Raw genomic sequence first — 22,397 nt, forward strand, 5'->3', positions numbered from 1 at the left:
CGTGCCGCAGCTGGTCAGTATTGCAGGCCTGAGCGTCGCCTTCAGCGGCGTGCCGGTCCTGCGCGGCGTCGATCTCGCCTTGGAGAAGGGCGAGGCCCTCGGCCTCGTCGGCGAGTCCGGGTCGGGCAAGTCGGTCACATGGCTCGCCGCGCTGGGCCTTCTGCCGCGCCATGCGCAGGTCTCCGGCTCGGTGCGGCTCGAGGGACGAGAGATCCTCGGCGCGGCGGCCGCCGAGCTTGATCGCGTGCGGGGCGGACGCATTGCCATGATCTTCCAGGATCCGGCGAGCGCGCTCAACCCGGTGCTGACCATCCGCAAGCAACTCTGCGAGGCGCTGGCGCTGCATCGCGATCTCTCCGGCAACGCCGTGAAGGCGGAAGCGCGACGGCTGCTCGATCTCGTCGGCATTCCCGATGCGGTGCGGCGGCTCGAAGCCTATCCGCACGAATTCTCCGGCGGCCAGATCCAGCGCATCATGATCGCGATGGCGCTCGCCGGAAATCCCGATCTCCTGATCGCGGACGAGCCGACCACGGCGCTCGACGCCACCATCCAGGCCCAGATCCTGGAGCTGCTCTCCACGGTCCGCCGCGAGCTCGGCATGGCGATGGTGCTGATCAGCCATGATCTCGGCGTCGTCGCCGAGAATTGCGACCGTGTCGCGGTGATGTATGCCGGCCGCATCGTCGAGCAGGCGCCCAGCAACCAGCTCTTCGCCGATCCCCTGCATCCCTATGCGCAAGGGCTGATCGGCGCGCTGCCGCCGCTCGACGGACCACGCCGGCGTCTCACCGCCATTCCCGGGACGGTGCCTGATCCGGCGCACATGCCGGGCGGCTGCGCCTTCGCGCCGCGATGCACGCTGGCGGCCGAACCGTGCCGCCTTGCCGCTCCGAGCCTGGCGCCGATCGCGGATGACCGCAGCGTCGCCTGCATCCGCGCCGAGGCCTCGCGCCGCGCGCTGCTTGGGATCGCGGCTGAATGAGCCCGCCGCTCGTCGAAGTGTCTGCGATCTCGCGCAGCTATGCCATGCGCTCCGGAATGTTCGGCCGCAGCACGGCCGTGCATGCGGTCGATGGCGTATCGCTCACGATTGCCAAGGGCGAAACGCTGGGTCTCGTCGGCGAGTCCGGCTCGGGCAAGTCGACTACGGGGCGTATCGTGCTCGGCCTCGAGCCGCCAGATAAGGGCGAAGTGCGCTTCCAGGGCAAGCCGATGGCTGCTGTTGGGACGGCCGCCTGGCGTGCGCAGCGTGCACGCATGCAGATGATCTTCCAGGATCCGCTCGGCGCGCTGGACCGGCGCCTGCCGGTGGCGACGCAAATCCGCGAGCCGCTGGACATCCATGGCCTCGGCACGCCCGCCGAGCGCGAGGAGCGCGTCCGCGAGTTGCTGCGCGCCGTCGAGCTGACGCCGGCGCACGGTGCGCGCTATCCGGGCGCACTGTCCGGCGGCCAGCGCCAACGCATCGTGCTGGCGCGGGCGCTCGCCACCAAACCTGATTTCCTGGTCTGCGACGAGCCGGTCAGCGCGCTCGACGTCTCGATCCAGGCACAGGTGGTGAACCTGCTCGCCGATCTTCAGGCCCGGCTGTCGCTGACGCTGCTGTTCATCAGCCACGATCTGCGGGTCGTCAGGCAGATCAGCAATGTCGTTGCCGTGATGTATCTCGGCCGCATCGTCGAGATCGGCAGCGCCGATGACCTGTTCGCGCGGCCCGAGCATCCCTACACCCAGGCGCTGGTCTCTGCATCGCCGGCACCGGGCCGCCGCAGCGCCGGCCGCATCGTCCTGTCGGGCGATCCGCCGAATCCGGCGGCACGCCCGAGCGGCTGCGCCTTCCACCCGCGCTGCCCGCGCGCCATCGCGCGCTGCGCGGGCGAGGTACCGACACTCGCGGCCGTCGGCGGCAACAGGCAGGTCGCCTGTCATCTCGTCGCGGGCGCCGCGACACGGGACGCAGCCTGATGGGACGCTATCTCGCCATTCGGATCGGGCGCGCGGCGCTGACGATCGTGCTCGTCGTTACCTTCGCCTTCGTCGTGCTTCGCCTCTCCGGCGATCCCGCGTTGATGATTCTGGGACCCGAGGCGCCGCCCGAGGTGCTGGCCGCCTTCCGCAAGGCCTGGGGCCTCGATGATCCCATCTGGTTCCAGTATCTCGATTACTTCGGCGCCATCGCCAAGGGCGAGCTCGGCCGCTCCATGCGCGACGGACGGCCCGCGATCGAGCTCGTGCTGGAGCGCATCCCGGCCACGCTGGCGCTGACCTTGCCGGCCTTCTTCTTCAAGGTCGCGCTCGGCGTTCCCGCCGGCATCTACGCCGCGCTGCATCGTGGCTCGGCGATCGACCGCGCCGTGATGATGACGGCGGTCGCCGGCTTCACGGTGCCGAGCTTCGTGCTCGCGCTGCTGCTGGTGCTCGTCTTTGCCGTGCAGCTCGGCTGGCTGCCGTCCGGCGGGCAGGACAGCTGGCGCCACGCCATCCTGCCGATCGCAACCCTCAGCCTTGGCGGCGCTGCGGTGCTGGCGCGCTTCACCCGCAGCGCGATGCTCGAAGTGCTCGGCCAGCCCTATATCCGAACCGCCTCGGCCAAGGGTGTGCCGTGGCGCAGGGTGGTGACGTCACATGCGCTGCCGAATGCGGCGATTCCGACCGTCACCATTCTCGGCTTCATGGTGGGGACGCTGATCGCGGGCGCGGTCGTGGTCGAGAGCGTGTTCGCCTGGCCGGGGGTAGGGGCGCCTGCTCGTGGTCGCCGTCGCCAATCGCGATCTCGCGGTCGTGCAATGCATCCTGTTGCTGGTCGCGATGACCATGGTGACGTCCAACCTGATCGTCGACTTCCTCTACGGCTTCCTCGACCCGCGGCTGCGCGCGAAAGGAGCCCACGCATGACCGACGCGACGCTGAAGGACACCGCGGTTCGTCGCCGTGTCAGCCTGCCGGCAATTCCCGTCTCGGTCGCGCTTGCGGTCGCCTGGATCATCGCGATGCTGCTGATCGCGGCATTCGCGGAGAAGATTGCGCCTTACGGCTTCACGCAGCTCGACCTGCGCAACCGGTTGGCCGCGCCCGGCAATGCAGCGCATTGGCTGGGCACCGATGAGCTCGGCCGGGATGTGCTGTCGCGGCTTCTCGTTTCCATCCGCATCTCGCTGCTGATCGCTTTCGGCGCCACCGCGATCTCGGCAATCGTCGGCACCACGCTGGGCTTCCTCGCTGCGCATTTCCGTGGCGCGGCGGAGCAACTCGTGCTGATGCTGACCGACTTCCAGGCCAGCATGCCTTTCCTGATCATGGCTCTGGCCGTGCTCGCCTTCTTCGGCAATTCGCTGCCCCTGCTGATTGGCCTGATGGGCCTGTTCGGCTGGGAGCGCTATGCCCGCATCGCGCGCGGCCTCGCCATCTCGGCCAATGCGCAAGGCTATGCGGCAGCGGTGCGCCAATTGGGGGCGACGCCGTCGCGGATTTACCTCCGGCATATCCTGCCCAACATCGCCTCGACCCTGATCGTCTCGACGACGCTGGTCTTCCCCGAAGTGATCCTGATGGAATCCGGGCTGTCCTTCCTGGGCCTGGGCGTTCAGCCGCCAATGACCAGCCTCGGCAACATGGTCGGCTATGGCCGGGAATACCTTACCCGGGCACCCTGGATCATGCTGGCGCCGGCCGCCACGATCGTCGTCACCACGCTGGCGGTCTCCGTAATCGGCGACTGGCTCCGCGACCGGCTCGATCCGACGCTGCAGTAAATGCTCCGTCATGGCCGGGCTTGTCCCGGCCATCCACGTCTTTGCCGCGCAGAACCAAGAACGTGGATGCCCGGGACAAGCCCGGGCATGACGGCTGAGACCGCCTGTGCCCACGCGTCGGGAGCAGGGGAGGCCTGCGATAGGCCGATCCGGGCCGGTTCGCGGCAAGTTCCCGTTGCGCCTGATCACCCCGTGCGCTATCCGGCCGGAAAGGCCTGAGGCGGCTCCACATTTTCTTCCCGCCCGGCCCCCCAAACCCAGGACGGAAACCGCCATGCCAGCCTATCGCTCCCGCACCACCACCCACGGCCGCAACATGGCGGGTGCCCGCGGCCTCTGGCGCGCCACGGGCATGAAGGACGCCGATTTCGGCAAGCCGATCATCGCGGTCGTCAACTCCTTCACCCAGTTCGTGCCGGGCCATGTCCATCTGAAGGACCTCGGCCAGCTCGTCGCCCGCGAGATCGAGCAGGCCGGCGGCGTCGCCAAGGAGTTCAACACCATTGCCGTCGACGACGGCATCGCCATGGGCCATGACGGCATGCTCTACAGCCTGCCGTCGCGTGAGCTGATCGCCGACAGCGTCGAGTACATGGCCAACGCCCACTGTGCCGACGGCCTCGTCTGCATCTCCAATTGCGACAAGATCACGCCCGGCATGCTGATGGCGGCGCTGCGGCTCAACATCCCCGCCGTGTTCGTCTCTGGCGGCCCGATGGAAGCCGGCAAGGTCAAGCTGCAGGGCAAGACCAAGGCCGTCGATCTCATCGATGCCATGGTCGCCGCGGCCGACTCCAAGGTCAGCGACGACGACGTCAAGGTGATCGAGCGCTCGGCATGCCCGACCTGCGGCTCCTGCTCGGGCATGTTCACCGCCAACTCCATGAACTGCCTGACCGAGGCGCTTGGGCTGGCGCTGCCCGGCAACGGCTCGGTGGTCGCCACCCATGCCGACCGCAAGCGCCTGTTCGTCGAGGCCGGCCACACCATCGTCGATCTCGTCCGCCGCTATTACGAGCAGGACGACGCCAGCGTGCTTCCGCGCAACATCGCCAACTTCAAGGCGTTCGAGAACGCGATGACGCTCGACATCGCGATGGGCGGCTCGACCAACACCGTGCTGCATCTCTTGGCCGCCGCCCATGAAGGGCAGGTGGCGTTCACCATGCAGGACATCGACCGCCTCTCGCGCCGCGTGCCCGTGCTGTGCAAGGTCGCGCCGTCGGTCGCCGACGTTCACGTCGAGGACGTGCACCGCGCCGGCGGCATCATGGGCATTCTGGGCGAGCTCGACCGCGCCGGGCTGATCGACACCTCGGTCTCGACCGTGCACGCGCCGACCATGAACGAGGCGCTGGAACGCTGGGACATCAAACGCACCAAGAGCGAGACCGTGCGCACCTTCTATCGCGCTTCGCCCGGCGGCATCCCGACCCAGGTCGCCTTCAGCCAGGAGCGCCGCTACGAGGAGCTCGATGCCGACCGCGAGAAGGGCGTGGTGCGCGATCTCGAACACGCCTTCAGCAAGGATGGCGGCCTCGCGGTGCTCTACGGCAACCTCGCGCAGGACGGCTGCATCGTGAAGACCGCCGGCGTCGACGCCTCGATCCTGAAATTCTCCGGCCCTGCGCGCGTCTTCGAGAGCCAGGACGCCGCGGTCGAAGGCATCCTGGGTGGCAAGGTCGTCGCCGGCGAGGTCGTGGTCATCATCTACGAAGGCCCGCGCGGCGGCCCCGGCATGCAGGAGATGCTGTATCCGACCAGCTACCTGAAATCGATGGGCCTCGGCAAAGCCTGCGCGCTCGTCACCGACGGCCGTTTCTCCGGCGGCTCGTCCGGCCTGTCGATCGGCCATCTGTCGCCGGAAGCGGCTGAAGGCGGCAACATCGGTCTCGTGCGGACTGGCGACATCATCGCCATCGACATTCCGAACCGCAGCATCACGCTGGAGGTCTCCGACGAGGAGCTCGCCAGCCGCCGCGCAGCGGAAGAGGCGAAGGGCGACGCCGCCTGGCAGGCGACAGGCCGCAAGCGCAACGTCTCGACCGCGCTGCAGGCTTATGCCGCGCTCACCACCAGCGCCGCGCGCGGCGCGGTGCGCGAGGTGAAGCGTCGCTCGAACTGAGCACGCGCCATTCGCCTGACGCGCATGGTCAACAAGTTCTGAACGGCCGGCGACAGCCGGCCGTTCGCATTAAGGATGCCCCGACGTAGTTCGGCAAAGCAAGGTTTTGCGGCGTATACTGCGCCGACCTTCGCAAATCCATTTCGGGCAACTGGGGCAACACCACAATGTCTCGTACTCTCGCCGTCGTCTTCTCGACTGCCGTCGCCGCGGTTTCCATGACGGGCGCGGCCTCCGCCGGCTGCTACAATTGCTACGCACCGCCGCCGTGCCAGACCTGCTATCAGCAGCAATACGTGCCGCCGCAATACCGCAGTGTCGACGAGACCGTGATGGTGTCGCCGGGCGCCGTGGTCGCGCACCGCACGCCGGCGCAGTACCGCACCGTGATGGTGCCGCAGACCGTGATGGTCGCGCCACCGAGCGTCCAGTACGAGCGCATCCCGCCGCAATACGCCACGCGCCAGCGCGTCGAGATGGTCTCACCGGGCTATTCCTACTACGCCCCAGTGCAGATGGGCTGCGCGTCCTGCGGCTACTGAGCTGACAGGGAAGAGCATCATGCGGCGCTCCCTCGGGGGCGCCGCATTTTTTTGCCGGTGCAAGGAAGCCGATCCTGAACCGCCAGGCCCAGAACGAAACGGCATGGTTGGGCCCAGGGTTGGGGCTCAAGGACCCGCAGTCGCGGGAATCCGGCTGAACCACGCCGGGAACCTGCGCGCGATTCCTTCGGCCTCGGCACTTCGGAGCGCGAACGGGCAGAACTTCCCTGATCGCCGGCGCAAACAGGATTCACGATCGTTGGTACCGGGGCACCCGATCGGCGGGCTGCGGAAACAGCAACGCCGCCTGCTTGAAATGATGGCAGGCGGCGTTGCTCCAGCCCCAGGGAGGGAAATGCAAAATCCCCGGTTAAATGTAGGTCTGCATGGCGCGTGCCAAGGTTCATGTGCCAGCCTGGGACAGCCATCGAGCCGCCAACCCGCTGCGAATTGACGGTTGCTGGTGGGGGCTCCCGTATTTGGGGGATCTACGCACTGTTTCCATCGGCCGCTGGCGAAGGCCAGACGTTGGATCAGCCTCAATGAAGCGACGATCTGTTCAAGAACGGGATTGCCTCGCCTCGGCTTGCTCGGCTCCAATCGGCTGCGAGGCGCCGCAGTGCCTCCTTGCCGACCTCGTCAGTTGCGGCTGCCGTCTGGCGGCAAGAGGAGCTATGGCGCTTGGCGTGGACGGCCTCTGCGACTTCAACGCCGTGCACAGCCATCAATCAAGACGACGAGGTGCCGCTCACGCGGTGCACATTGATCGGCGTCAAGTTCAAGGGACGTATGTTCACTACTATGGGTTGAAGAGCGTTGACATCTTGCAGCACGTCTTCGAGTCGCAATCGACCGCAGATTTGAGCGTTGGCACGGCGGTCGGAAATCGCATTGAGGAAGGTGCAGCTTCTTCTCGCAGCAATGCGCGCTCTCCGCACTCCCGGTTTGCGTGTCTCAGTCGCGCGGAGGACTTCGATGCGTCGGTCGTCCAGCTGGTTTCGCTCGTTGTGCAATTGTTCCGGCATTCCAAGGAGGATCCCCGGAGACGGCTGCGTGAGACTACCCCGCGTGAGAATCCATCGCCCGGATCTCGCCATCTACAGCCAGACCGAAGAAGCGTCCTTCGGGAGGGATGCGACCTGGAATAACCCGGATATCGTCACCAACGACTGGGGACCGTTCCATCTGATGGAAGCGGTCGAAGCGCGGATTTCCAACCGCTCCGCGAGAGCCAACGCGACCAATGCAATCATCAACTGCCTCGTCGGCCCTTTCGGCATCGGGATGCCTCAATCGTTGTATGCATCTCACAAGACGACGGTCGTTGCCGGCAACGTGGTCACTATCCGTTTCCCGCTTGACGCTACGCTGCGCAGCACGGAGTCGCAGCGGCTCAGCTTCACAATCCAGGCAGAACATCCCTTCGATACGGAACCGATCAACAACCGTGGCTCGCAGTGCATCGACGGGCGTCAGACGAGTACGTCCGGCAGACGTTTCGCGATCGATGTACCTGTACGGAATCCGCTTGCAGCCGGAAGACGGATCGACCTCCGGCTGATACCCGGAGAGCTGAATGCGGCGATCGACTGGACGCAGCACGACTTCGCTCCGGGTGAGGAGAAGATGGTGCGGGTCGACATCACTGTCCCGGCAGGGCTTCACGGGACGGACGACGCGCCGAACAAACAGCCCGTCAGCCTCGTCGCCACATGGGACGGTGGAAGGCTACTGGGTGGCGTGACCGTCATAGCGAGGATCGACACATGAGAATGCCCGCTATTCGCCGGGGCCTCAGAGGTCGACTGGCAGAATTCTTCGATTGGCTGGGAGACTGCGGAAGCGTCGGTTTTGTCATCGGCCTGATCGCGGGCGGCCTTCTCACCGTACTCGCATTTATGCATCCGCACATGAGGCCGACCGCTGATGAGGTCCTGTGGATCATCCTCATCCTGTCCGTCTTCTGCTGGCTTATCGTTGTCTTCATCTCCATTGTTTTTGTCCGGCTGCAGTTGCGGAGCGTCATGGCCGGAATGCTGGCACGTTCCATTCTGATCTGCACGCTCACGGTGCTGATTGCACACATCCTGAGGGCGTACAGCTATGGGATCGTGATTGGCATTCTGGTCGGGCTCCTCCTTGGGTTCGCTTTGTGCCGGATGCTCGGGGAGAGGAGGGTCTAATCATGGTGTGCAGATACGACCGAACTCCAAACTGCTATCCGCCGAGAACCGAGCCGGAGGGGCATGGGACATACACCAATGTCGCGGTTGCATTTACCGAGGCCGCGCTGGTCGGCTTCCTGATCGGTACCGCGCTGGCACTCGCGATCCCCGGCGTCGGAGGGGTATTGATCGGTGTGTTTTCGGTCGGGTTCATGGCGGTCTTCGCCGTGTACTCGCTCATATCCGGCGAGGGCCGGGTGAAATGCAACGCAGTGGAGGGAACACCCAGCTGCGTTGCCGGCGTAATCACGCGCATTGAACGCAGTTTCTCCGAGACCGGCGACGGTATCTTTCCGTTCCTCGCTTGGCATAATCTCGTTTATGTGCTCGTGACGTCGTTTTACTGGGAGCGTTTGGAGGAAGGAGGCTGCCGCGTTCTCTGCACGCACGAGGCGGCGGAGCGAAACTCTGCGCTCGTCCAGTGCTTCTTCTACGATCCGCGCGTGTGTTCGGCCTACAATGGCGGGGTCGTCGGACTCGCGGTCGGCGCAATCGTGGGTGTGATCGCAGGAGTCGCGGTTGCTGCAGCGATTGGCTGCGCAACCCTGATCCTCTGCCTGCTTGCGCTCCTCGCCGCAATCATTGTCGCGATCGTCTGCGCGATCCTCGGCGCCATTGCGGGCGGGCATGCGGGCAAGGCCGCCGGCGAGGACGAGCCTGACGTATTCGAGGAGGCTGGAGCCAACACGGTCGGAGAGCTGGTCACCTTTTGGGGCAATCTGGCTCGGATCGGCGACCAGAAGATTTTCTGGTTTGTGGACGAGGCGGCTACTCACGGAATGGCAGCCACAACGCAGGACAACCCGTACTGCTACTGCGAGATCGACGACGAACTCCCGGTGGGTGCCGACGGCGGCTGCTCCGAGATCTATTGAGCTGCCAACAACAACACGCGCTGCCGCTCGCGGTCGCGGACCTTTTGCGGGCGGTTTGATCAATCTCAATGCGGGCGCCCCCGGCCGGGCTACGAAACGGCATTCGTATGGAGGCGGCTTCCATGACGCTGAGATCGAAAACCTTCGCATGGCAGCAAGTGTCCCTCCTGGCCTTCGCCGCTGCGACCGTCGCCATCTCCGACGTTCGACCAGCGGAGGCGGATTACACCCGAAGCTGCACGGCCATTCTCGAGGTGCGCCCGTCAGGCGCCAGCACCGCGCGCAAAGCCTATCGGTGGTCGGTGCGCAACACGGTCACGCATTACTACCAGGTCAATGAGGCCCGGCGGGAGGCGCGGCGCGCGATCGCCTCCTGCGTACGGGCCCATTGGGATGCTCGCGACGTCGCTGCGGTACCGTATGCTTGCCAATCGCACGACAGCCTCGAGGTCCATGACTATCCCTTCGTGAACCTCGCGGAAAGGCTTCATACCGACCTCTGCGCCGCTCGCCCGACTGACTACGCCCAGGACGTCGACCTCGTGCTGTTCATCGAAGGGGAACGCGGCTGCGTGGTCGACGGCGGCAACATCAATCCCGCGACCAGGGTCAACATCGCGAGCGGCTATCACATCAGTTGTCCGGTGCCATCGGGCGAAGGATGGACGTGCATCGGCGAGGACTGCCACCCACCCTTGCCAGGCATCCGCCTTCCGGGCCATGACATCAGCCACAGTGAGATTCCGGGTCAGGATTGGCGCCGCTGCCGCCAGCTGTGCCGGGACACGGCCGCCTGCCGTGCGTGGACCTGGCGGCGGGCGGGCAGTTCGGGAGCGGGCTCTGCCGAGAACTGCCTGCTCAAGAGTGCGGCGGGCGTGCGGGTTCGTGATAGCTGCTGCCATTCCGGGATCAGGGACTAGCCTTTTGGGCGACAATCGGCGCACCTTGAAGGCCAATCCCGTGGTGCTGGCTTATGCGCGGAAAGTCGCGACATGCCCGGTGTCCGGTACTGATCTCGGAGACTATTCGCGTGCGCTGACATCTGGACTTGCGCTGCAAACATCAAAGATAGCGGCGACCGAGCGGACGCATTTGCCCGTCGTCCAGGAAGAGAAGTCCGCCCGCATTCACCTGTCCGTTCCCAACCCACAGGTTCGCCCGCTGCTTGCTTCGAGGAGTTTTGAAGAAGGACGACAAGATGTCGGTCGGAGACCCCGAACGCCTTGGGAACGGGCATCCTCGGAGCTTGAGCATTTGAGCATGTTGGGCCCAGATGATCGCCAAATTCAATTCGGTCGCCTTGCGTTCAACGCCGCCATTGGCTAAGTGCTCGATCCCGTTGACAGGGAAGGGTGGCCGAGTGGTTTAAGGCACCGGTCTTGAAAACCGGCGTGCCCGCAAGGGTACCGTGGGTTCGAATCCCACCCCTTCCGCCAAAAAAAAATCATCAAGATCAGGTGCTTGAGCTGAGATTTGCCTGCCTGAGCACAACCGAACGTACAACCCTTTCGGTGCGGCCATGACAGCGGTCGATATCGTCGGGTGGCTTCTGCCGGTGGTGGTTCGGCAAAAAAACCTGCATAGCCAACCATCAAGGCTACCACCGACCAGCATGCGCGTCTTGAGACGCGCAAGCTGCCGTTCATCGGGTATTCAGCGCCTCCGTCATACGTTGTGCGGAGGGAGACGGATCATGATCATTAGCGTTGCCGCGGCTGCGCTCGCCCTTCACCTCGGGACCCCGGCGGCACAGGACATTTCACCCGAGATTCAGACTGTCCAATACCATGTCCCCGTTAGGCCGCCTCCGTGCGGCCACGGTTGGGATGTGAGCGCCCGTGACGGTATGTGCTATCCAAACGGGTACCTTCCTCCTCAGGAACAGGCTGCGCGGCAGCACTACTATCGCGGTGGTGGAGGTTACGGCAGACATCGAGTTCCCTGTGGTCACGGCGCAGACGTCGATGTTCGAGACGGTCAATGCTACCCCAACGGTACGGTCCCGCCGCAGTTTCAGCAGGGTCGACAGGGGTACTACGGCTACGACGACTATGAACGCCGCCCCAGACGCCGCTATTATTGAGAAGCCGCGCCAGCGGTGAACTGGCGGGCCTCGACTTCAGCTCTTCGTATCAGCGCCCTTCAGCGCATTCCACGCGGCTTGGTTTGCTTGATCGAACGCCTTCCGGGATTCGGCGAGCGCGGCGCTCAGGACAGACCAGGATTCACTGCCGGCCTGCTTCAGCTTTTGCAGACGTGCTTCCGCTTCGGACGCATCGGATTTCATCTGCTTGAGCGCGGCATCGACGTCGGCGGTGCGGGCCGTGGCCACTTTGCCCGCGGCCTCGCGGAATTTTTCCGCCGCTTCGCGCCAAGCCTTGGCCTGTGCCGCCGCAACGTCCCTGAACGTGGCCTGCTGCTGCTCGAGCTGCTTGCCCGCGGTTTCGAAGAAGGTCTTCACCTGGGCTTCAAATCCAGCCCATTGCTTTTCCAGGTCTGTCTTGGCGCCCGCCCAAGCGGCTTCGCCCGCCTCCGCCTGCGTCTTGAGCAAGGCCTGAAATTCATCGCGGCGATTCTTCAGGTCGGACAGGAGTTGATCAGTCTTGACCTTGGACTCGGCCTTGGCCTCGCCGGCCTTGACCTCGAAGGAGGCCAATGCGGCATCCATTTCGTCGATCCGCTCCTTGGCCCAATTGAGGTAAAAATGCATGCTGCTCTGCTGTGACATGGCCGTCTCCGTTTGCTTGCCGAGGTCAGAATTCCAGAGCTCGGGCTGGCCCGTATTGACCTGTCTCAATGACCTTGTGGTCTGAAGCACTGGCGAACGGTCGGTGACGCACCTCCTCCTGGCGCAAAGGAGGAAAAGCGCGTCAGGAACGCCATCGAATTTGAGAGATTAGCCTGACCGGAAGCTTCACAGCGGGCGACGCAAATGTTCTTCTTGTTCTCAAACCGGCTGGGATGTCTCGGCTCGCTGCTGATCTCCGGCTTGATCACTGTGGCGCTGCTGTTCCTGTTCGGGATACTCCGGTTTTGATCCTCAGTGCGTGGGTCCAAGGCTGCGCCCGCGCCGGAGGGACGGCAGAAGCTGGAAGGTCTGACTTTGCGCTCCGAACGGCGATCGCGGGAACCCCTTGAGCATCCAACGCGTTTAGACGCGAATGCGAATTGCGAGGGCCACCTGCTTCAGAGTTCATCGACACTGATCCCCGGCGATACCGTCTGGCGGCGGTGCGAAGCGCGGCGTGTGGCGGTTCTGAACGATGCTGCCGCTTATTTCGCGGCCCTGCGGGAGGCGCTGCTGGAAGCGCAAGATCTCGTCTATATCGTAGGGTGGGACATCCATAGTGAAACCCGGCTGGTCGGAGCTTCCGGACGAGCCGATGATGGCTTGCCGGAACAGCTCGGTCCGTTCCTGCGCGCGCTGGTTCAACGCCGGCCCGCCTTGCGGATCAACATTCTCGTCTGGGACTTCGTCTCCTTTTACGCCTCCGAAAGGGAGTGGAATTCCGCTGCAAAATTTACCGCCGAAACGGATGGCCGCGTCCGGTTTCATCTGGATTCCACGCTTCCGTTTGGCTCGGCCCAGCACCAGAAGATCGTCTGTGTCGACGGTTCACTGGCGTTCGTCGGCGGGCTCGATCTGACGATCAGGCGCTGGGACACGAGTGACCATCGCGCCGATCACGCATCGCGCTGCGACCCCCAGGGGAAGCCATACCTGCCGTTTCATGACGTTCAATGCATGGTCGACGGGGATGCCGCGACGTTGCTGTTCGAGCTCGCGGAGGCACGCTGGCGTGCGGCAGGTCAACCGAGGCATGATCGGGGCGCGCTGAAGAGCGTTCGGTGGCCAGCCAACGTGCCGGTCGAGGCCGAGCACTTGCCGGTCGGTATCGCCAGGACCGAGGTGGTCTGTCCTGCAGGTTCGACCATCAGGGAGGTCGAGCGTTCTCTGATTGCAGCGATCGGGTCCGCGACGAGCTTCATCTACATCGAAAATCAGTTCACCAGCGCCACCAAGATCGCGCGTGAACTGGCGGAGCAGATGCGTCGCGCGCCATCGCTTCGCGCTCTGGTGGTCGCTCCAAAACTGCATTCCTCGTGGCTGGAATCCCAGGCCATGCAGAACGGCCGTGGCGCCTTCATCGACTGCTTCGGTGCAGCTGGGGTCGCAGATCGCATTCGCTTCCTCTATCCGGTCTCACGCAGCGGAGATACGGAAGTTGCCGTGATGGTGCACAGCAAGCTCATGATCGTGGATGATCGGATATTGAGAATCGGCTCGGCTAACCTTAACAATCGATCGATGGGGGCCGATAGCGAATGTGACCTCATTTTCGAGGCCGCATCCGAGGAGCATCGGGATTTCATCGCCTCGGTTCGGCATCGCTTGATCGCCCATTTCTGCGGTCTCGAAGAACAGACCCTCGCGCAAAATGAGGATCGCCTTCTTGCTCTCCTCGACGACGTGTCGAAAGGTGATAGGACGAAGACGCTGCGGAAAGTGGAGTCCTCGGGTTTGACCAGTACACTGGCCACGATGGTTCAGCCGGTGGCGGACCCCGAGAGGCCACTTCATTTGGAGCGGGCGGCATCTCGCATGTGGAGCACGAAGACGATAATCGGGATCGTATCGATCGCCGTGGCGCTTCTTGGCTTGACGCTGGCCTGGTCGTACACATCCTTGAGCGATTTCGCCGATGAAGGCCGCATTTCGACGCTCCTGTCTGTCTATTCGCAATCCATCTGGGGGCCATTCTTCGCGATCGCAGCTTTTGTCGTCGGCGGGCTGGTCGTGTTTCCGATTCTCGTCCTCATTGCCGCAACCGCTGCTGCACTGGGGCCATGGCTAGGCTTCTTCACTGCAATGGCTGGCGCCTTGCTCAGCGCCCTTGTCCTTTTCTCAATCGGACGGGTACTCGGTCGAGAACGCCTCCAGCATCTGCTTGGACGACGCGCGGCACGCATCCAGGAACGCATTGTTGGCAGAGGCATTCTGGCCGTCGTCGTCATCAGGATGATTCCGATCGCGCCGTACTCGGTCGTGAATGTCGTGGCAGGTGCGAGCACGCTGCCGCTTCGTGACTTCATGGTTGGAACGCTGCTGGGTATCACGCCCGGGATTCTCGCCATGGCCGTTCTGGGAGCTCAGATCGCGGATCTGGCCAGGAATGCGTCCTGGAGCAACGTTCTGCTGCTCGCACTGGCGTTTCTGGGCTGGCTCGGGTTCTGCGCGGGCGCACAATTCCTCGCGACGTGGCTCGCCGGGAGGCGCTGATGGCGCCAATGCGCTTCATGACGTGGAACGTGCACGGCACGTTCAATCTCAATCCGAAATTCGACCTGGATGGTGTTTGCTCCATCATTCGCAAGTGGTCGCCGGATGTCGTCGCGCTTCAGGAGGTGGATTCCCGATCGCGGTCGGACGATCCCTTTGCGAAGCTCGCGAGTGCGGTCGGCGATCATCGCGTCCACGCCAAGTCGATCGTCACGGAGGACGGTGACTACGGTCAGATGCTCCTGAGCCGCTTTCCGTTCTCCGGCGTGCCGGAGATCGTCGACGTGTCGTATCGGGAGCGGGAGCCACGCAGAGCGATTGCCACGGGATTGCTGACGCCTCTTGGCGACGTCCGCGTGGTCGCCACTCATCTCGGCCTGAGTATCCACGAGCGTTATGCGCAGGCTCAGGCCCTGGTGAGCCTGGTGAGGCCTGGAAGAACTGTCGTCCTCGGCGATTTCAACGACTGGTTTTGGGTGAAATCGGTGCGGCGCGTGCTCGCGCAGGCCTGCCCAAACCGTACGCGGCTGCGAACCTTCCCGGCGCGCTTGCCCTTGCTTCGGCTCGACCGGATCTATGCAACGCGCGATAGCCGGTTCGGGAAAGTCTGGACCGACGAAGAGGCGAGGGCCTATTCGGACCATTTGCCTGTGATCGCGGACATCGAGATCTGATCTGCCGGCGACGGGCCCGTTTCACTTCCCCTCTCGCCGTGGCCCCCGAAAAGGGGAACTCGGTCAGATGTTCCGAGGGATGAAAGGGCTGTTGCGCCTTCAGAAAAGCGTTGTGGCAGCAGGACTTATCTACTGTGCATGGGGTTGTTTTCGCAATCTTCATGACCGGGCCTATGCCCGTGAGCGGGACCATGCGGGAACTTTTTCCTCGCCGCGGCGTTGATTTGGCATGACTGAAGACCTTTCCTTTCGACGCAAACCCCTGACCCCCGAACAGCGCCAAGCGCGCGATGCGGCGCGCCGGATCGAGGCCGAGAAGGCCATGCGCGACCATGAAGCGGCGCAGAAGGCGTTTTACGCCAACAAGGAACGGCTGAGGGCCGAGCGGTTGGCGCGTGAAGCGGCGGCGCCGAAGGACTGAGCTGACGCGCTTGCTGCCCAATCCGTGAATCGTTTCTCCGGCGGCCTTTTTGGCCGCTAGTGCCGCTTGGACACCTCCTTCGAGTCGTCGGCGACCTTCAGCGGTCCGCTTCGCGCAAGGTCCAGGGTGGATAGGGTGGCTTGCTACAGCCAGATCCGTTCAAGCCTTCGAAACTCCGGCAGCTCATTGCTCGGGCGTCAGCTCTCGATGTCTCCGCTCCATGCGGCGCCGTGCACCCGCGTGCATCGGCAGGCTTGACGGCGTTCGGCTTCCGGGAGGAAGCTTCAGATGATCCTAAACTGACGTGAAGCACGGAGACTTTCGCTCCCAGCAAGTCCGATCCTCATCAGCGAACCAGAATGGAGCTGACCATGACCACGTTCGACAAGCGCGAGCAGGGCTTTGAAGCCAAATTCGCTCACGACGAGGAGTTCATGTTCAAAGCCGCCGCGCGATCCAACAAGCTGCTCGGGCTGTGGGCCGCAGGCCAGCTCGGGCTTAGCGGCGATGCCGCGGCAAGCTACGCAACCGCGCTGGTGACGGACCACCTGGAGAGCCGGACGATCGACGATGTCGTCGGCAAGGTGTCAGGCGATCTCGCAGACAAGGGCGTCGTGCGTGAGCAGGTCGCGCAGAAGCTTCAGGAGTATCTGCACCAGGCCCTTCAGCAGCTCCAAGCAGAATCCTGAGCGTGTGCAACTGGCGCTCACAGCTCCATGTGAACAATTTCGATGGGCTCGCCGCCGAGGCCGTGAGAGAACTGCCCTCTGCCCGTGCTTCTGAATCCGTATCGTCGGTAGAAGGCCTCGGCGTTGATTGTGGCTTCAAGACGGATCGGTCCGTCATGGCCGAGGCGCGCCTGGGCGACGCCGATGTCGAGCAGCCGCTGACCGAGCCCGGAACCGGCCGCTTCGGGCAGGACGAACAAGCGGGTGACCTCGCCGGGCTCCGCATCGACGAAACCGACGACGATCCCGTTGCGAAGGCCGACGGTCATTCGCCCCCTGGTGATGAGATCTTCGTAGAACCGGGGTGTCCGTTCGCCCATCCAGTTTTCGATCTGGGCCTGCGAATAGCACCCACGCGACAGACCCGCGATCGAGGCTTTGGTGATGTTGAACACCGTTTCCGCATCGTCAGGACGCGCCGCCCTGAAAGACACCTCGCTAGCGGCGGACATGAAACCTCTCAGGGCAGGCGGTGGGTTGCAAGCTGTGCGGGCGGTCCTCACTCCGCATGTTTGCGCATCCCGGACTCGCTGAGCTTGTCGACATAGGCAATGCCGATCGCCGACACGACGAAGGTGAGGTGGATCAGCACCTGCCACATCACGGCGGTTTCGGTGAAGCCGGCGCGGTTGGAGCCGAGATTGCCGGCCTCGATGAAGGTGCGGAGCAGCGCGATCGAGGAGATGCCGATGATAGCCATGGCGAGCTTGATCTTCAGGGCGCTCGCATTGACATGGCCGAGCCATTCCGGTTCGTCGGGATGGCCCCGGAGCTCGAGCCGCGAAACGAACGTCTCGTAGCCGCCGATGATGACCATCACGAGCAGATTGGAGATCATCACGACGTCGATCAGCGCCAGCACGCTCATCATGATCTGGTGCTCGGTGAGGTCGAGGGCGTGCCAGGAGAGGTGCCAGAGCTCCTTGAGGAACAGCGCGATGTAGACGCATTGCGCCACGATCAGCCCGAGATAGAGCGGCAGTTGCAGCCAGCGTGAGCCGAAAATGATCGTCGGAAGCAGGCCGAGCTGCGGCGAAGGCGGGCGGGGGCCAGTTCTGGGGTCAGGCTCAACCGACATTCAGGCCGCATCCTCGCATTCGGACGATCTCGCCGTCATGTACCCCGACAAGATGGCCGGCGGAAGACGCGACGCGTTTGGCGCCTTCCATGGGCAGTGCTGTTTCGTGCTACGGTGCCGGCCGGCCGTCGCGCGACGGCCGTCAGCCGGAGGTGGGGAGTGTCTCGGAGCGGCCTTGGCAAATGGTCCGGCGCAGTCGCATGCGCGGGCGCCATGCTGGTGGGTGCAGGCAGCGCCGAGGTTTCGGCGACGCCGCTGACGCCGTTTCGCTACGAGGCGCAGGCGCAGCGTCATTGCCCGCATGACAGGGTGGTCTGGCTCGACTTCAGGAAGGGCGTCTACTACCGCAAGGGTCAGAAGCGGTACGGCCAGGGATTCGACGGCAGCTTCGTCTGCCTGAGCGAGGCCCGCGACGGCTTCTATCGCCGTTCACTGTTGGGTCTGCGCTGAGCGGCACGTGATCCAGGCTTGCGAACGCGCCGGCTATTTCTGCGCCGACAGCTTGACCGGCACGTGCGGGGAGGTGCTGATGACCCGGGGACTTCCATCCGGATAGGTGCGGTCGCCGCGGATCAGGGATTCCAGGACCAGGAAGAATTTCTCGGCAAGCATCTGCGTCACCCTCGTTGGTGATGGCCTCTCGCAATTGGTCGAGGTGCCGAACGCAGAAATTCAATCAACTGAATGGGAGCGGGACAGTCGCGCTTGCTGCGCTGCGGTGGAGCGATGTCGTAAATCGGGAAGTAGGGCCCTCAGGCAAATGCCAGGGCCATGAGGCTCGAGCAGAGCAGCACCAAGCCGCCCGCGGTCAATGCCAGGAAACCATCGGATACGAGGTCATGGTTGCGCATGGGACACCTGCTGCTCTCGTCTACGATGCTCGATCGGATCCATCAAAATCGTCCGAACGGGCCGTCTTGAAAGAGGTGACGCTTGCCGCTCGCGCGAGTGCCTTTAGGCCCTCGTGCGGTAACCCTCGAACGCATGGGCCAGGAAGATCACCGCGCTTACCAGACCCATCAGTGCCGAAACCGTCTCGATCATCGTTAAATTCCAATCCGCCCCTGCCAGCCGAGAAGACGCGTGCGGCCTTGCACAGTCAAAAGAATTTCGGTGAGCGCCGCGACAATGGGGGTGGAGTGAGGATTTGGCGCAACAGCTTGTCCAGCGGTGGCACAGAGCAGGGCGCCCAGGTTCCGTAGATGGCGGGGGGAAGCCAACCTCCCGTTTACCATCTCGGCGTGATCGCTGTGGGCTCCCCATTTCCGCCGTGTTCGGGTTGCGTTATCCTTACTACTTCCGATGCGGTGGTGGGCCGCCTTGGAATCACAGGTCCGGACAGCGCTCTCCGTCACCAAAGCGGGTTGGGTACGCCTCCGGCGGAATGGTATTTGGGGCGCATGGGGATCCGACGGTCAGATTCGGTTTTGCGGGCCGCGCGTGGTGTTGCGGCAGTCGCGACCTGCCTCGCGCTCGCCAATTGCGCCTCGTCCAGCAAATTCGCCAGCCGCGTCGATCCGAAATACGGCGTGTCCTCGAGCCCCCGGGTGGTGGCCTGGGGCGAACCGGTCCCGAAAGGCGGCGGCACCTACCGTGTCGGCAAGCCCTATGTCGTGGCGGGCCGGACCTACGTGCCGGAGGAGGACGTCAACTACCGTGCCGAGGGCATGGCGTCCTGGTACGGCGACGATTTCCACGGCCGCCTGACCGCCAACGGCGAAGTGTTCGACATGACCTCGCTGACCGCGGCGCACCCGACCTTGCCGATGCCGTCCTACGCGCGGGTGACCAATATCTCGAACGGCAAGTCGCTGATCGTCCGCGTCAATGATCGCGGGCCCTATCACGGCAATCGCCTCATCGACGTCTCGAACAAGGCTGCCGAACTCCTTGAATTCAAAGGCAATGGTGTCGCCAAGGTCCGCGTCGAATATGTCGGGCGGGCGCCGCTTGAAGGCTCCGACGACCGCCAGCTGATGGCCACCTTGCGCACCGGCGTTCCGGCACCGTCGCCCTCGATGGTCCGTGTCGCCTCGGCAAAGCCGTTCGTGCCGGAGCTGCCGTCATCGAGCCGCGGCTCCATCCGCGGCGAGGTCCCGATGCCGGAAGGACGCCCCTACAATCTCGGCAACACCTCGGCCGACATGGCATCGCTCAATGCGACCTCGGAAATGTCGGCCTCGAGCCGCGGCCGGGGCCGGGCGCTCCAGAACGCCCGTGCGGTGTCCTATGACGAGGACCGCCGCTACCTCGCCGAGAGCGCGCCCTCATCGGATGGCGCCGCCGAGGCGCGCAACATCCTGAGCGGCCGCGGGCTCTACTGAGCCGCGCACGCCGTCAGGAATTTCACCAGCGCCGCGTTCACCTCGTGGGGCCGCTCCTGCTGCACCCAATGGCCGGCGCCCTCGAGGATCAGCCTGCCCTTGAGATTCGGCAGCACCCGCTCGAGCTCGTTGACGCGCTTGGCGCCGATCAGGCCGGTGATCACTGCGTCCTTTGAGCCTGCGATGAAGAGGGAAGGCTGGTGGATCTGTGCGTCCTGCCAGGGCGCGGTCAGCTCCCAGTTGCGGTCGATGTTGCGGTACCAGTTCAGCCCGCCGCGGAAGCCGGACTTGCGGAAGGCTTCGGTGAAATAGGCCAGATCAGTCTCGCTGAGCCAGCCGGGCAGTGGCTCCTCGGTAGTCGCGTGGCTGAGAAAGCCCTTGCCCTCCTGCACGAACATGGCCGCGGACGGATCGGCCAGGCCGCGTCCGGCGAGCACGATGCGCATGGTGCGGCCAACGTCTCGCTCGAGTTCAGCCTCGGCGACGCCGGGCGCCTGGAAATACTGCCAGTAGAAATTGGTGATGCCGCCTTGGCGCAACAGGTCGAGCGGCTTGCCGCGGCCGCGGAACGGTGGCGGCACGCTCAGGCCCGCGACCGCCGTGAAGATGTCGGGCCGGAACAGCGCCGCGTGCCAGGCGACCGGGGCGCCCCAATCGTGGCCGACCACCATCGCCCTGGTCTCGCCGAGCGCCTGGACGAGGCCGACCACGTCACCGACCGTATCGAAGATCGAATAGGCCGCAACATCAGGCGGCGCTGAGCTTTGGCCGTAGCCGCGCATGTCGGGCGCGACGACGTGAAACCCGGCCTCGGCGAGCGCGGGGATCTGGTGGCGCCAGGAGTAGGACAGTTCCGGCCAGCCATGGCACAGCACCACCAGCGGTCCCTGGCCGGCTTCGCGGACGAACAGCTCGACCCCGTTGGCCTTGATCATGCGGGTTGAGGACATTCGCTTTTCCGCCTTGTTTCAGGGGTTTGGTCCGGAAATATGAGATGCCACGATAGGGGCGCGAGGAGAATCGTGCAATCTCACGGGCAAGCATCCAACCGCGTGTTGTTCGCATCTGTTCCAACTGTTAGAACGCCTCCCTCAGGGCTTCGCCATGGCATTTCGTCTTCCTTTGCTTCGTCGCAACCGGCTCACCGCCGGCACGCTGGTGCGCGGGCTGATCGCTGCGGCCCTGATGGCGGGGATCGGCTGGGGCGGGGCGCTCCATGCCGCCAACCAGAGCGTCCAGGGCGCCAAGAAAGCGGAGGAGGTCGGATTCGATGGCGATGCCCCGACTGCGATCCTGATCGAAGCCTCCAGCGGCAGCGTGCTGTTCGAGAAGAACGCCGACGAGCTGCGAGCGCCCTCGAGCATGATGAAGCTGATGACCGCGGAGGTCGTCTTCAATGCGATCAAGAAGGGCGACATCAAGCTGACGGACGAGTACCGGATCAGCGAGAATGCCTGGCGCCGGGGCGGCGCGCCCTCGGGCGGCTCGACCATGTTCGCGGCCATCAACAGCAAGGTCTCGGTCGACGATCTCCTGCACGGCGCGATCATCCAGAGCGGCAATGACGCCTGCATCGCGCTTGCCGAAGCCATGGCGGGCAATGAGCGGATCTTCGCGGCCGACTTCATGACCAAGCGCGCCCGCGAACTCGGCCTCGCCAGATCGACCTTCGCCAATTCCAACGGCTTGCCCGATCCCGGCAACAAGATGACGGTGCGCGAGCTCGCCATGCTCGCCCGGCACATCATTCTCGACTTCCCCGAATTCTACAAACTGTTCGGCGAGAAGGAGTTCACCTGGAACAAGATCCGCCAGTTCAACCGCAATCCGCTGCTCAATTCGATGGAAGGCGCCGACGGTCTCAAGACCGGCTACACCAAGGAAGGCGGCTACGGCATGGTGGGCTCGGCCGTGCAGAACGGCACACGGCTGATCGTCGTCGTCAACGGACTCGAAGATCCCGAGGATCGCGCCACGGAAGCCAAGAAGATGCTGGAATGGGGCTTCCGCAATTTCGAGACCCGCACCCTGATCGCCGCCGAGCAGCCGGTCGGTTACGCCAAGGTGTTCGGCGGCGAGAGCCGCTCGGTCAAGCTCGTCGCCAGGACGCCGGTGAAGGTGATGGTGCACAAGAACGGCAGCGACAAGCTGATTGCGCGCATCGTCTATAGCGGCCCGGTGCGCGCGCCGATCGAGGCCGGTCAACGGGTCGGCGTGGTCAAGGTCTGGCGCAGCGGCAACATTGCGGTCGAGACGCCGGTCTATGCAGCGGAAGCGATCGGCACCGGTTCGACCATGCGCCGCGCGATCGACGGCGCGAGCGAGCTCGTGATCGGCATGTTCCGCGCAGGCGCCGAGAAGCTCTGATC

General features: G+C 64.2%; 22 protein-coding genes, 1 tRNA gene and 1 pseudogene. 19 read left to right on the plus strand and 5 right to left on the minus strand.

Features of this window, described 5'->3' with window-relative positions:
* The first annotated feature begins 1 nt into the window (after position 1).
* The 12 genes and pseudogenes from ABIA42_RS13465 to ABIA42_RS13520 all read left to right on the plus strand — a co-directional run bounded on the left by ABIA42_RS13465 (position 2) and on the right by ABIA42_RS13520 (position 10,958).
* Positions 2 to 985 (plus strand): ABC transporter ATP-binding protein, encoded by a 984-nt coding sequence (locus ABIA42_RS13465; protein WP_370113102.1) that lies wholly within the window; start codon positions 2 to 4, stop codon positions 983 to 985.
* Positions 982 to 1,968 (plus strand): ABC transporter ATP-binding protein, encoded by a 987-nt coding sequence (locus ABIA42_RS13470; RefSeq protein ID WP_370113100.1) that lies wholly within the window; start codon positions 982 to 984, stop codon positions 1,966 to 1,968. Before ABIA42_RS13465 ends, ABIA42_RS13470 begins: the two co-directional genes overlap by 4 nt.
* Positions 1,968 to 2,898: pseudogene (locus tag ABIA42_RS13475) on the plus strand (ABC transporter permease). The gene ABIA42_RS13470 and the pseudogene ABIA42_RS13475 overlap by 1 nt, the downstream one beginning before the upstream one ends.
* Positions 2,895 to 3,755: an ABC transporter permease gene (locus ABIA42_RS13480; protein ID WP_370113096.1), complete on the plus strand. Its 861-nt coding sequence runs from the start codon at positions 2,895 to 2,897 to the stop codon at positions 3,753 to 3,755. Before ABIA42_RS13475 ends, ABIA42_RS13480 begins: the two are co-directional and overlap by 4 nt.
* A gap of 274 nt (positions 3,756 to 4,029) precedes the next feature.
* Entirely contained in the window at positions 4,030 to 5,880 is a 1,851-nt protein-coding gene (gene ilvD / locus ABIA42_RS13485) for a dihydroxy-acid dehydratase (RefSeq protein WP_370113094.1), read from the plus strand.
* 218 nt (positions 5,881 to 6,098) lie between these two features.
* Positions 6,099 to 6,422 carry a hypothetical protein gene (locus ABIA42_RS13490; protein ID WP_271530744.1) on the plus strand — a complete coding sequence of 108 codons (324 nt, stop codon included), beginning with the start codon at positions 6,099 to 6,101 and terminating at the stop codon, positions 6,420 to 6,422.
* Between the two features lie 1,068 nt (positions 6,423 to 7,490).
* Positions 7,491 to 8,192 (plus strand): hypothetical protein, encoded by a 702-nt coding sequence (locus ABIA42_RS13495; protein WP_271530709.1) that lies wholly within the window; start codon positions 7,491 to 7,493, stop codon positions 8,190 to 8,192.
* The gene (locus tag ABIA42_RS13500; protein WP_370113092.1) at positions 8,189 to 8,605 is read left to right on the plus strand and encodes a hypothetical protein; all 417 of its coding nucleotides are present in this window, start codon (positions 8,189 to 8,191) and stop codon (positions 8,603 to 8,605) included. Before ABIA42_RS13495 ends, ABIA42_RS13500 begins: the two co-directional genes overlap by 4 nt.
* A gap of 2 nt (positions 8,606 to 8,607) precedes the next feature.
* Entirely contained in the window at positions 8,608 to 9,522 is a 915-nt protein-coding gene (locus ABIA42_RS13505; RefSeq protein ID WP_370113090.1) for a hypothetical protein, read from the plus strand.
* Positions 9,523 to 9,644: 122 nt separating this feature from the next.
* A complete protein-coding gene (locus ABIA42_RS13510; protein ID WP_271530713.1) occupies positions 9,645 to 10,442 on the plus strand; it encodes a PAN domain-containing protein in 798 nt (265 codons plus the stop codon).
* A 4-nt stretch (positions 10,443 to 10,446) separates the two neighbouring features.
* Entirely contained in the window at positions 10,447 to 10,848 is a 402-nt protein-coding gene (locus ABIA42_RS13515) for a hypothetical protein (protein WP_370113088.1), read from the plus strand.
* A gap of 20 nt (positions 10,849 to 10,868) precedes the next feature.
* A tRNA-Ser gene (locus ABIA42_RS13520) sits at positions 10,869 to 10,958 on the plus strand.
* Positions 10,959 to 11,641: 683 nt separating this feature from the next.
* Here ABIA42_RS13520 and ABIA42_RS13525 read toward each other — a convergent pair.
* Positions 11,642 to 12,250: a hypothetical protein gene (locus ABIA42_RS13525; RefSeq protein ID WP_370113086.1), complete on the minus strand. Its 609-nt coding sequence runs from the start codon at positions 12,248 to 12,250 to the stop codon at positions 11,642 to 11,644.
* A gap of 519 nt (positions 12,251 to 12,769) precedes the next feature.
* Between ABIA42_RS13525 and ABIA42_RS13530 the strand changes: the two genes are divergently transcribed.
* The 4 genes from ABIA42_RS13530 to ABIA42_RS13545 all read left to right on the plus strand — a co-directional run bounded on the left by ABIA42_RS13530 (position 12,770) and on the right by ABIA42_RS13545 (position 16,587).
* The gene (locus ABIA42_RS13530) at positions 12,770 to 14,803 is read left to right on the plus strand and encodes a VTT domain-containing protein (RefSeq protein WP_370113084.1); all 2,034 of its coding nucleotides are present in this window, start codon (positions 12,770 to 12,772) and stop codon (positions 14,801 to 14,803) included.
* Entirely contained in the window at positions 14,803 to 15,477 is a 675-nt protein-coding gene (locus ABIA42_RS13535) for an endonuclease/exonuclease/phosphatase family protein (protein ID WP_271528317.1), read from the plus strand. Before ABIA42_RS13530 ends, ABIA42_RS13535 begins: the two co-directional genes overlap by 1 nt.
* Before the next feature lie 229 nt (positions 15,478 to 15,706).
* Positions 15,707 to 15,898, plus strand: a complete 192-nt coding sequence (locus ABIA42_RS13540; RefSeq protein ID WP_035713295.1) for a hypothetical protein — start codon at positions 15,707 to 15,709, stop codon at positions 15,896 to 15,898.
* A gap of 371 nt (positions 15,899 to 16,269) precedes the next feature.
* The gene (locus ABIA42_RS13545) at positions 16,270 to 16,587 is read left to right on the plus strand and encodes a DUF1476 domain-containing protein (protein ID WP_271528318.1); all 318 of its coding nucleotides are present in this window, start codon (positions 16,270 to 16,272) and stop codon (positions 16,585 to 16,587) included.
* A 17-nt stretch (positions 16,588 to 16,604) separates the two neighbouring features.
* Here the strand turns inward: ABIA42_RS13545 and ABIA42_RS13550 are convergent, their stop codons facing one another.
* Positions 16,605 to 17,078 (minus strand): GNAT family N-acetyltransferase, encoded by a 474-nt coding sequence (locus ABIA42_RS13550; protein ID WP_370113081.1) that lies wholly within the window; start codon positions 17,076 to 17,078, stop codon positions 16,605 to 16,607.
* 47 nt (positions 17,079 to 17,125) lie between these two features.
* The gene (locus ABIA42_RS13555) at positions 17,126 to 17,704 is read right to left on the minus strand and encodes a TIGR00645 family protein (protein ID WP_370113079.1); all 579 of its coding nucleotides are present in this window, start codon (positions 17,702 to 17,704) and stop codon (positions 17,126 to 17,128) included.
* A gap of 213 nt (positions 17,705 to 17,917) precedes the next feature.
* Here ABIA42_RS13555 and ABIA42_RS13560 point away from each other — a divergent pair, with 213 nt between their 5' ends.
* On the plus strand, positions 17,918 to 18,154 hold the full coding sequence (locus tag ABIA42_RS13560) for a hypothetical protein (protein WP_370113077.1): 237 nt from the start codon (positions 17,918 to 17,920) through the stop codon (positions 18,152 to 18,154).
* 33 nt (positions 18,155 to 18,187) lie between these two features.
* On the opposite strand, the gene ABIA42_RS13565 is transcribed toward ABIA42_RS13560, so the two are convergent.
* Entirely contained in the window at positions 18,188 to 18,316 is a 129-nt protein-coding gene (locus ABIA42_RS13565) for a hypothetical protein (protein ID WP_370113075.1), read from the minus strand.
* A 788-nt stretch (positions 18,317 to 19,104) separates the two neighbouring features.
* Between ABIA42_RS13565 and ABIA42_RS13570 the strand changes: the two genes are divergently transcribed.
* Positions 19,105 to 20,028: a septal ring lytic transglycosylase RlpA family protein gene (locus ABIA42_RS13570; RefSeq protein WP_370113073.1), complete on the plus strand. Its 924-nt coding sequence runs from the start codon at positions 19,105 to 19,107 to the stop codon at positions 20,026 to 20,028.
* On the opposite strand, the gene ABIA42_RS13575 is transcribed toward ABIA42_RS13570, so the two are convergent.
* Positions 20,022 to 20,978: an alpha/beta fold hydrolase gene (locus tag ABIA42_RS13575; protein WP_370113071.1), complete on the minus strand. Its 957-nt coding sequence runs from the start codon at positions 20,976 to 20,978 to the stop codon at positions 20,022 to 20,024. The two genes, ABIA42_RS13570 and ABIA42_RS13575, sit on opposite strands and share 7 nt — an antisense overlap.
* A gap of 154 nt (positions 20,979 to 21,132) precedes the next feature.
* Between ABIA42_RS13575 and ABIA42_RS13580 the strand changes: the two genes are divergently transcribed.
* On the plus strand, positions 21,133 to 22,395 hold the full coding sequence (locus tag ABIA42_RS13580; RefSeq protein ID WP_370113069.1) for a D-alanyl-D-alanine carboxypeptidase family protein: 1,263 nt from the start codon (positions 21,133 to 21,135) through the stop codon (positions 22,393 to 22,395).
* Positions 22,396 to 22,397: the final 2 nt, after the last annotated feature.

The sequence above is a fragment of the Bradyrhizobium sp. USDA 327 genome, from assembly GCF_041262065.1.
Taxonomy (GTDB): Bacteria; Pseudomonadota; Alphaproteobacteria; order Rhizobiales; family Xanthobacteraceae; genus Bradyrhizobium; species Bradyrhizobium liaoningense.